The sequence below is a fragment of the Nocardia altamirensis NBRC 108246 genome (assembly GCF_001612685.1).
Classification (GTDB): Bacteria; Actinomycetota; Actinomycetes; order Mycobacteriales; family Mycobacteriaceae; genus Nocardia; species Nocardia altamirensis.
Map to the genome: position 1 here is coordinate 104,012 of NZ_BDAY01000041.1, position 10,446 is coordinate 114,457.

Consider the following 10,446-nt stretch of genomic DNA (forward strand, 5'->3'; position numbering starts at 1 on the left):
AGGCGCCGTGGTTCGGACTGAGGTTTAGTCGAACGGGCCGATGCCCGTAAAGGGGTTGCCGCCGTGCAGGTACCAGTAGGCGCCGACGGCCGCCGCTACGGCAAGCAGCAGGACGACGAACGAACCGGCGAACGGGCGAGTCGCCCAGCCGCGGTTGCGGTCGAACGCCAAACGACCAGGGCCGGTGAGAATGATGACGGCGGCGGCCCCGGCCAGGATGCTGTCGAGCTCGACGCCGGACTTCACGCCCGCGTTGTATTGGAAACCGGGGATCATGCCCTGCTTCCATGCCCACGCGTCCAGGATGACCGCGAGAACCGCGCCGGCGGCCAACGGCGTGGCCAGGCCGAGGACCAGTAAGGCACCGCCGCCGAGTTCGCCGACGGTGACCAGGATGGCCGACAGGGTGGGGTGATCCCAGCCGCCGTTGTCCATCATGTCGCGGGTGCCGTCGAGGCCGGGGCCGTGGAACCAGCCGGTCAGCTTCTGCAGGCCGTGGTAGATGAAGGTGCCGCCGACGATCAGCCGCAGCAGGAACAGACCCAGATCCAGTGTGCCGCGCCGACTCTCGCCGTTGCGGCGGCGCAACCGGCCGGTATCGCTCGGCGCGTTCGCGGCGGGCGGGATGCTGGCGTAGGCATACGTCGGGGTGTCCGCGCCGACGGACGGCACATCGGGCCCCGGATCGAGGCCGAGTTCATCATCCGTGCGCGGCACGTCCTTGCCGAGCCGGGGGAACTGCTCGGTCGGCGAATCGAACGGGCTACTCACGGCTGCGCCTCGCTGGCGCTCGGCTGCGCCGCGACCAGTGGACGCTGTGTTGTCGGTTCGCTCGCTACGCTCGCTCACACCTCGACCGGTGGACGACACCGCCGACTGCTCGGCCATGGTCGGCGTCGAACGTTGCGCCGCCGAGGGTTCGGTTGTGTCTTTCGGCTTCTCGGTCACGGCCAATACCCTATGCTGCGCGGCCCCCCAACGGGCCGCAAACCTTGCGGCGTGGGGCCGCCGGATTTTGCCGAGCGGGCGACTAGCGCCCCCCGGGACGGGCGGACGCGAAGCTATTTCCGTAACGTCTGTGCTATGAGGTTGGTTGTCGTTGGTCGCGTTGCTGCGAGCGTGCTGCTCGGGTCCGTGCTGGTCGGTGGGTGCGCGCGGTTCGACGATTCCGCGTCGAGCCCGTTCACGCCGGAACCGACGCTGCGTGGGGCGAACATCGACCCGAAGAAACCGTCCCAATCGCCGACGTCGACGACCAGACCGAGCGGGCCGTGCATCGACCCCGACCCGGCGGTGGTGGCGACGTGCCTGGACACGACCGGCGGGCTGGTCGCGGTCGGCGACGGCGCGCTGGTCGCCGAGCGGCGCACCGGACGGATCATGAAGGTGGTGCCCGAAATGCCGCCCGTCGAGATCACCAGGATCGATGTCGACGGTTCCGGCGACGGTGGACTCAGCGACATCGCGCTCTCGCCGACCTTCCGCGAGGACGGGCTGATGTACGCCTACATCACCACGCCGAGCGACAACCGGGTGGTCCGGATCGCGCAGGGCGGCCCGCCGAAGGCGATTCTGACCGGAATCCCGAAGGGTCCCACCGGAAATCACGGCGCCATCGACTTCGCCACCGCCGACCAGATGCTGGTGCTCACCGGCGACGCAGGCGATCCAGGCGCCGCGAGCTCGGCCTCCTCGCTGGCGGGCAAGCTGCTGCGGGTGAATTCCCCGTCACCGGGCGCGACCGCGGAGGTCGCCGTCTCCGGCATCGGCATCGCCGGTGATGTCTGCCGGGACAGCAGGGACAGCATCTGGATCACCGACCGCACCCCGGTCGAGGATCGGCTGCAGCGCCTCGGCAGCGACGGCTCGGTGACCACCGCGTGGACCTGGCCCGATCGACCGGGCGTCGCGGGCTGTGCCGCCGCGACCGACGGCGTCGCGATCGCCTTGACCAGAACCAAGGCACTGGCCATCGCCGCGGCCGACGAGAAGACGCACGCCGTCACCTCGGCTCCGACCCTGACCGCGCAGGACAAATACGGTCAGCTCGGCGGCGCGACGGCAGGCCCGGACGGCAGCATCTGGGTGGCCACCGTCAACAAGACCGACGGCCAGCCGGGACCCAATGACGATCGCGTGGTGCGCATCCCGCCGCCGCAGGCAGGTGGCGGCGGCCCCGACTAGGCCGCGCACAAAGGGCCGACTCCACGGAGTCGGCCCTTTTGCTGTGCCTAGCGACTACCGAATCTGCTACTCGGCAGGGCTAATTCAGCTGCAGGCGGCGATGACCAGTTCGCGGACCCGGGCGGCGTCGGCCTGCCCGCGGGTTGCCTTCATGACGTCGCCGACGATCTTGCCTGCGGCCTGCACCTTGCCGGAGCGGATCTTCTCCGCGATGTCGGGGTTGGCCGCAAGCGCCTTTTCGACTTCGGCCTGCAGGGCGCTGTCGTCGCTGACCATGCCGAGGCCCTTGGCCTCGACGATCGCGGCGGGGCTGCCCTCGCCTGCCAGCACGAATTCGACGACCTGCTTGGCGACCTTGTTGTTGACCGTCTTCGCCTCGACCAGGTTGATCACCTCGGCCACCTGAGCGGGCGTGATCGGCAGCTCCGCCAGCGAAACCTCGCGCTCCTTGGCCTTTTCGGTGAGGAAGGCGACCCACCAGGAGCGCGCCTCGTTGGCCGGGGCGCCCGCGTCGACGGTCGCGATGATGAGATCGAGCGCGCCCGCGTTGACGAGGTCGCGCATCACCTCGTCGGACAGGCCCCAGTCGGACTGGATGCGGGCCCGGCGCAGCCACGGGTACTCCGGAATGGTGCCGCGCAGCTCCTCGACCCATTCCGCCGCGGGCGCAACGGGTTCCAGATCGGGCTCGGGGAAGTAGCGGTAGTCCTCGGAGGTCTCCTTGATGCGGCCCGACGAGGTGCTGCCGTCGGACTCGTGGAAGTGGCGGGTCTCCTGCACGATGGTGCCGCCGTCGGCGAGCACCGCGGCCTGGCGGCGCATCTCGAACCGGACGGCGACCTCGACGCTCTTGAGCGAGTTGACGTTCTTGGTCTCGGTGCGCGTCCCGAACTCCTTGGCGCCGATCGGCATCAGCGACACGTTGGCGTCGCAGCGCAGCGAGCCCTGCTCCATCTTGACGTCGGAAACGTCGAGCGACCGCAGCACCTCACGCAGCGCGGTCACGTACGCGCGGGCCACCTCGGGCGCGCGCTCCCCCGCGCCGGTGATCGGCTTGGTGACGATCTCGACCAGCGGAACGCCCGCGCGGTTGTAGTCGAGCAGCGAATGGCTTGCACCGTGGATGCGACCGGTCGCGCCGCCGACGTGGGTGGACTTGCCGGTGTCCTCTTCCATGTGCGCGCGCTCGATCTCCACCCGGAAGGTGCTGCCGTCGTCGAGCAGCACATCGAGGTGACCGTTGGTGGCGATCGGCTCGTCGTACTGGCTGATCTGGTAGTTCTTCGGCTGATCGGGGTAGAAGTAGTTCTTGCGGGCGAACCGTCCCCACGGGGTGATCGAACAGTTCAGCGCGAGCCCGATGCGGATCGCCGATTCCACGGCCTTCTCGTTCACCACCGGCAGCGAGCCGGGCAGACCGAGGCACACCGGGCACACCTGGGTGTTCGCGTCCGCGCCGAACTCGGTCGGGCAGCCACAGAACATCTTGGTTGTGGTGGACAGTTCGACGTGAACCTCCATGCCGAGCACCGGCTCGAACCGGGCGATGACATCGGAGTAATCCATCAAGTCGACTGTGGGTGCACTCATGCTGCACAGTCTATGTAAGCCATCGATCGGCGCCGCAGTGGGCGTCAGCACCTACTTCGGCGGGATGTGCGCGACCAACCAGCCCGTGACGTAGCTGAGCACCTCAGGGGAAATGGTCGTCTCGATGGTGGCGTATTCGTCGGGCTTGCCGGTGTCGGTGGGCTGCATCAAATGGTTGACGCCGGGGATGACGTGGACGGTGGCGTCGGGGTCGGCGGCGAGGTGGTCGCGCATCGGCTGTTCGCTCTGCGCGGGCGGCACCTGGAGGTCCTTGCCGCCGAAGAACGCGAGCACCGGAATGCGCAGCGCCGACAGCGCGGGCGCCGGATCGTAGGCGGTGAGCGCGGCGAGATACGGCGTGATCGTCGCGTCGACTTCGGCGTCCGGTTTGCGCTCATCGGGCGGCAAGGCTTCGTTCGCTTTGCGCGCCAACACCTTCGCACCCGCCAGGTCGCCCGCCGTCAACAGGGCCGACAGTTCGGCGGCGTCACGCACCTGTTTCTCCACCTCTTCGGGAGGTGCGCCGTTCGCGGTGAGGATCACGCGGGTCTGCTCGACGATCACCTCGGCGCCGGACACGCCAGGGCCTGCCATCAGTATCGCGAAGGCGACGCCGCTGTCCGGCCGCGAAGCCACCAGTGGCGCAAGGTAACCGCCTTCGCTGTGGCCGAACAGGCCGACCCGGGCCGGGTCGACATCCTGGCGACCACGCAGGAAGCCGACGCCTGCCGCCGCGTCGTTGGCCAGGTCGGTGTAGTTCGCGTCGTCCAGCTTGCCGCCGGTGCCGCCGACGCCGCGGTCGTCGGTGCGCAGCACGGCGTAACCCGCCCGCGTCAACGTGTCCGCGATCAGCAGAAAAGGCTTGTGGCCGAACAGTTCCTCGTCGCGGTTCTGCGGGCCGCTTCCGGTGATCAGCAGCACGGCGGGGAAGCGGCCGGTGCCACTGGGTTTGGTCAGCGTGCCCGCGATGGTGAGGTCACCGCTGCGGTAGGTGACATCCTCGGACTGGTACGGGAACGGCGGTTTCGGTTCCTGCGGACGGTTCAGCGGGGTGACCTTGCCGCGCTGCAACGTGACCTTGAAAGTCTGTCCGCTCTGGACGAAGTCGCCGGCGATCCGGTCGCTGGCTTGGTCGTAGCGGCCGTCGAACTTCGCCGCACCCGGCACGTCGGGAATCCCGAAGGACACCCCGTTGCGGCTGGACTGCACGTCCTTCAACGGGGCCGCGTTCACCCCTTGCAACGGTATGTCGATGGTGCCCGCATCCTGGCCGGAGAAGGTCACCCCGATCTCGAGTGGCTCCCCGGGAATCTCCAGCGTCCCATGCCAATCCCCGGTCGTCGGCTCGGGCGGGTTCGAATCCGACGAGCATCCTGCGACAAGCACGGCGATGACGAACAACGCCAGCGCTCCGACCCGATGACTGCGCATGAGATCAACAGTACCGCCGACCAATTGGACACCTGTCTGGTCAACGAGACGTACCGGCTCGGTGCGGATTTCCTCTCCGAGCCGATGGCTAGCCGAAGAAGGCTTCTGCCTCGCGGTAGCGCTCGTCGGGGACCCGCTTGAGTTGTTTGGTGGCCTCGGACAGCGGGACGAGGTTGATGGCGGCGCCGTGCAAGGCGACCATCTGGCCGAACTGGCCTGCGTGCACCGCCTCGGCGGCGTGCAGACCGAAGCGGGTGGCGAGGACGCGGTCGTAAGGGGTTGGGCTGCCGCCGCGTTGGACGTGGCCGAGGACCGTGGTGCGGACCTCCTTGCCGATCCGGCGTTCGATCTCGGCGCCGAGTTGCTGGGCGACGCCGGTGAAGCGCTCGTGGCCGAATTCGTCGATGCCGCCTTCGCGCAGCGCGAAGCCGGAATCCGGTGCGGGATGGGAACCTTCGGCGACTACGCAGATGAAATGCTTGTCGCCGCGTTGGAAGCGGCGCTTGATCAACGCGCACACCGCGTCCACGTCGAAGGGCACCTCGGGCACCAGGGTGAGGTGCGCACCCGCCGCCATGCCCGCGTTCACCGCGATCCAGCCTGCGTGGCGGCCCATCACCTCGACCAGCATGACGCGCTGATGCGATTCCGCGGTGGTGTGCAGCCGGTCGATCGCCTCGCTGGCGATGCTCAGCGCCGTGTCATGGCCGAAAGTGACGTCGGTGCAGTCGATGTCGTTGTCGATGGTCTTCGGCACGCCGACGACCGGAACCCCTTCGTCGGACAGCCAGCTGGCCGCGGTGAGCGTGCCCTCGCCGCCGATCGGGATCAGCGCGTCGATGCCGTTGTCGTCCAGCGTCCGTTTGATCCGGCCGAGTCCGGCGCGCAGCACATCGGGATTGGTGCGTGCGGTGCCGAGGATGGTGCCGCCCTTGGTGAGCAGCCGGTCGGTGCGGTCGTCGTTGTGGATCTGAATCTTGCGATCCTCCAACAGACCACGCCAACCGTCCTCGAATCCGACGATCGCGTCGCCGTAGCGGCCGTTCGCGGTGCGAACGACGGCACGGATCACCGCGTTCAGCCCTGGGCAGTCGCCGCCTCCGGTCAACACTCCGATGCGCATGGCCGCTATCTTGCCCTTTCGGACATCGCGCGGCAGTCCCACCCCCGGAAAGCCCGGGTGAACTCGATGGCTCAATAGATGTAGACCAGCGCGTTCTCTCCGCCGTGGCAGGTGACGAGACCGTCGCGGGTGGTGCAGTCCAAGGTGTAGGTCTGCTGTGTTCTCGGACTGACGGCGTCGACCTTGCGGGTGCCGTCGGCTTCGGGTTCTTGGCCGTAGGACTTTCGGACCTCCTCGGCGAACCCACATGTGGTGGCTGAGTTGCCGATCGCGGAGTACACGAAGCGACCGACCGGTGGGTATTTGATCTCGCATCCGACCGCGTTGGGCGGCACCGGTGCAAGCGTCGTCGGGGCGGGGCCGCTGCTGCTGAATTGATCACGCAGTTGATCCCGCATCGTCCACCCGACACCCGCCGCGAGCGCGACCAGGACGACGGCACCGGCCATCAGAAATCGCCTGCCCTGTCGTTTGGGACGAGCTGACGCGGTCGCGGGCGCCGCGGGAGCAGACTCGCGCTGAGTGGTTTTGCGCCCATCGGCCTGCTCGTCCACGGCGCGGCTCGACTCCCCCGGCGGCAGGACTCGGCCGCTGCCGCGTGGTGGGACGGCACCGGGGTGCGATTCCTCGCGCACGCCGCCACCGGTGGTCTCGCGGACGGGGCCGGGATGGCTGCTGCCGCCAACACTCGGACCCGACCCGACCTGCCCGGTCACCATCGCGTCGGCACCGACCCGATGGGGCTCCCGCCGCACCGGTTCCGACTTCGATTGCCGAGGCACCGCGTCGGTCGGGAGCGCATTCGGGCTGAGCCGATCCGGCCCGAGCGCCGGAAACACAATGGTGGGCGGCGCTTTCGGCCGCATCATCTGATCGGTCGGCAACTCGGTCACCGCGACGACGGCGCGCCCGGTGAGGGCCGAACGCGCGGCCGAGGCGAGCCCGCCCGCGGTCGCGTAACGCGCGGTGGGTTCCTTCGCCATGCCGCGCACGACCACCTCGTCCAGCGCGGCGGGCACGCCTGCGCGCTTGGCGCTCGGTCGCGGCGGCGGCATCGAAAGATGCGAGTGGATCAGCACACTCATCGCGTTGGCCGGGAAAGGTTGCATGCCGGTGAGGCATTCGTAGAGGACGCAGGCTAGCGAATAGACGTCCGCGGTGCCGGTGACCGGGCCGTGCTCGAACCGTTCCGGCGCGATGTAGCTGTAGGAACCGACGGCGGCGGCACCGGTGCCGGTCACCTCGGTGTCCCTGGTCGACCTGGCGATGCCGAAGTCGGCCAAGTACGCGAAATCCGACGCGGTGACCAGGATGTTGGCGGGCTTGACGTCGCGGTGCACCAGCCCTTCGGCGTGCGCGGCATCCAGCGCGGCGGCGATCTGCTCGATGATGCCGATGGCGCGCAGCGGGCTCAGCGGCCCGGCCCCGCGCAGCACCGAGCGCAGGTCGTGCCCGCGCACCAGCCGCATGTCGATGTAGAGCACGCCGTCGATCTCGCCCCAGTCGTGGATCGGGATGACGTGCGGCTCGGCCAGCCGAGCGGCCGCCTGCGACTCGTGGCGGAACCGCTGTTGGAACATCGGATCTTTGGCCAGATGGGTCGGCAACAGCTTGACCGCGACCACCCGGTCCTTCTCCGTGTCGTATGCCTCGTAGACCTCGCCCATACCGCCCCGGCCCAGCAGCGAGCGCAGCTGGTAGCGACCGAATCGAGTCCCGATCCTCGTCGGCGGTCCGTTCACCCCGATACCTCCACCTCACGTGCGCGACCCCGGCACACCGCAGCGGTAGGCCCGGCGACCTACATGCGATATGTCGGGAATTTCAGGGGTAGTCGTTACCCGGTCCAGTGTGCTGGATCAGGCCGGACACTTGCCGCCAGCGAGCTCGCCGAGGTGCTGGGAAATAGCACCGGCCAGCTTGTCCAGCAGTGTCATGCCTTCGGAGAACGCACCGGAGTCCGCCTGCGCGGCAAAGGCGACCGCGATCTGTCCGTTCGGCGTCGAGAGCAACCCGAACTGGCGAACCAGGTACTTACCGGAGGCGTCCGGGCCCCAGCCACCCTTGAATTCGGCGCCGGAGAACACCCCGAGCCCCCAGCGCTGGCTCGGCTGGACCTCTTCCATCAGGTTGACGACAGGCCCGGACTGCGGCAGGCACGGCAGCCGCGAGGCGAACCGAACCTGTTCGGCCAGTGACCACTCCGCCTGGCCGAAGGCCGAATGCTCGGGCCGCGCCCTGGTGGCGGGCACGGTGGTCTTGGTGTCGCCACCCTCGCGCAGCACCTCCTGCACGGCCTGGGCGGCCTCTTGATTGCTGCCGAGCGATTGCCAGAGCGTGTCGGCGGCGACATTGTCAGAGGCGGTGATCGCGGCCTGCGCGGCATAGGTCGAGGTGCCGGGATTGCGGCGCAGCGCGGCAATCGTCAACGGCACCTTCATGGTCGACCAGGCCGGGCCGGTGGTCCAGTCGCCGAACGTGATCGCCTGGTCGCCGCCGACCGGCATGATCGCCATGCCGAAATGTCCACGGGCAGCGGCCTGCAACTCGACCACGCTCGCCGCCAGGGTGCCCGGCACGGTGATGGACAGGCCCTTTTGATCCGCGTGCGACGCGGCCTGGGTGATGCTGGTCTGTTCCTCGTCGGACTTGTCCGTACCGGTGCCGCACCCGGCCACCAGAAATACCGCTAACGCCGCACAGCCCATTGCTTTTCGGACACGAGCCGGACGGATTCGATCAATAAACATAAACCACCGCGTTATCGCCGCCACTGCACGTGACGAGCTGCCCTTCGCTGGCGCAATTCATCGTGTAGGACCGGCCGGTGACCGGACTGGTCGCCACCACCGAGCGCGGCGTTTCCCGCGAACCCGCCGTGCTCACCGCGGCGTACGCGCGCCGAACTTCCTCGGCGAACGCACAACTCGTCGCGGCCGAGCCGGTGGCGGACTGGGTGAAAGCACCGGGTACCGCATCGCCCTGGCCGCAGGCCTTCGCGCCTGCGGGCAAGGTGACTGGCTTCGGCTTACCCGGAGTGGAGGTGACCGGCGGCGTCGTCGACGACGCGGACGCAGTGGCCGGCGGCGGCGCGGCCTGCGGGCTCGCGGGCAGCGGCGGCGCGGCGGACTGGCGATCCGCCGTCGGCGCGACGTTGCGCGAGCTGAACACCTGCCAGCCGATGGCGCCGACCACGCCGATCACCACGATCATCGCCACCGCGGCGAGCAGCGGCAGCACGATCGAGCGGGTCTTGCTCGACCGGTCGGCGGTCGGCGCGTACGGATCGTCGGGGTCGTCGTAGTAGTAGTCGTCGTCCGCGTAGCCCTGATCCTGGTAACCCTGCTCCTGCGCGTAGCCCTGATCCTGATAGTCGCGCTGGCTGGCGTAGTTGCTCTGCCGCGGATGATCGGCGCGCGCATGGCCGCCCTGCGCGGAATACGCGGCGGGGCCGAGGAATTCGGTCGGATTCGCCGAGGCGTCCGGCGGCGAGTAGCCACCGGGGGCCGAATAGACCTGAGTGGCCGAGTGATCGGGCGGATAGTCGTCGGCTTGCGGCGGTGCCGCGGGTCCATCCGGGAAGCGCCGCGTCGCGTACTGCTGCGGGTCTGAATAAGCCGGGCCGTCGACGTACGACTGGTCGTTCGAGTACGCCTGCGCCCCTGGATGTTCCGAGTAAGCCTGCGGGTCGGCGTAGGCCTGGGTTTCCGGCTGCTCCGAGTAGGCCTGCGCGCCGTGCGGGTACCCCTGCGCGTCCGGGTACCCCTGCGCACCAGGCTGATTCGAATACGGTGCCGGAGCAGGATAGGCCGGTGCCTCCGGCTGCTCCGAATAGCCTTGCGACTCTTGATCCGAGTACAGATGCGCGTCGGGGAACGGCCGCATCGGCGGCAACGCCTGATCCGGCGTCCACCGCGGCGGCGGGGCCAACGGCTGCACCACCTCGTGCTCCGAGGTCAGCGGCATGAACTGGGTTTCGGTCGCGGACACCACCGTCGGCCCGTTGAGCCGGATCACCGCGGAGATCTCCCCCGTCGACTCCGGCGACGGCTCGGGCGCGCGGACCACGAGCATCGGTCCGGTCGGCGGCGGCGGGGGCGCGGGCTTGGCCTGCTGCG

The 10,446-nt window shown here is 68.8% G+C and carries 7 protein-coding genes and 1 pseudogene; 1 reads left to right on the forward strand and 7 read right to left on the reverse strand.

What is annotated here, in order from left to right; translation table 11 throughout:
• Positions 1-24: 24 nt before the first annotated feature.
• Positions 25-888, reverse strand: coding sequence for a DoxX family protein (locus NA11_RS22275; protein ID WP_084654941.1), 864 nt, complete (start codon positions 886-888; stop codon positions 25-27).
• A 195-nt stretch (positions 889-1,083) separates the two neighbouring features.
• On the opposite strand from NA11_RS22275, the gene NA11_RS22280 reads away from it, so the two are divergent.
• Positions 1,084-2,184: a PQQ-dependent sugar dehydrogenase gene (locus tag NA11_RS22280; RefSeq protein ID WP_069163893.1), complete on the forward strand. Its 1,101-nt coding sequence runs from the start codon at positions 1,084-1,086 to the stop codon at positions 2,182-2,184.
• Positions 2,185-2,268: 84 nt separating this feature from the next.
• On the opposite strand, the gene gatB is transcribed toward NA11_RS22280, so the two are convergent.
• The 6 genes and pseudogenes from gatB to NA11_RS45755 all read right to left on the reverse strand — a co-directional run.
• A complete protein-coding gene (gene gatB, locus NA11_RS22285; protein ID WP_069163894.1) occupies positions 2,269-3,774 on the reverse strand; it encodes an Asp-tRNA(Asn)/Glu-tRNA(Gln) amidotransferase subunit GatB in 1,506 nt (501 codons plus the stop codon).
• A gap of 51 nt (positions 3,775-3,825) precedes the next feature.
• Positions 3,826-5,205, reverse strand: a complete 1,380-nt coding sequence (locus NA11_RS22290; protein ID WP_069163895.1) for an alpha/beta hydrolase family protein — start codon at positions 5,203-5,205, stop codon at positions 3,826-3,828.
• An 88-nt stretch (positions 5,206-5,293) separates the two neighbouring features.
• Positions 5,294-6,328 carry an ATP-dependent 6-phosphofructokinase gene (locus NA11_RS22295; RefSeq protein WP_069163913.1) on the reverse strand — a complete coding sequence of 345 codons (1,035 nt, stop codon included), beginning with the start codon at positions 6,326-6,328 and terminating at the stop codon, positions 5,294-5,296.
• 71 nt (positions 6,329-6,399) lie between these two features.
• The gene (locus NA11_RS22300) at positions 6,400-8,070 is read right to left on the reverse strand and encodes a serine/threonine-protein kinase (RefSeq protein WP_069163896.1); all 1,671 of its coding nucleotides are present in this window, start codon (positions 8,068-8,070) and stop codon (positions 6,400-6,402) included.
• 117 nt (positions 8,071-8,187) lie between these two features.
• Entirely contained in the window at positions 8,188-9,006 is an 819-nt protein-coding gene (locus NA11_RS22305; protein ID WP_245746046.1) for a serine hydrolase, read from the reverse strand.
• Positions 9,007-9,067: 61 nt separating this feature from the next.
• Positions 9,068-10,446 (reverse strand): annotated as a pseudogene (locus NA11_RS45755) (hypothetical protein); the annotation flags it as partial.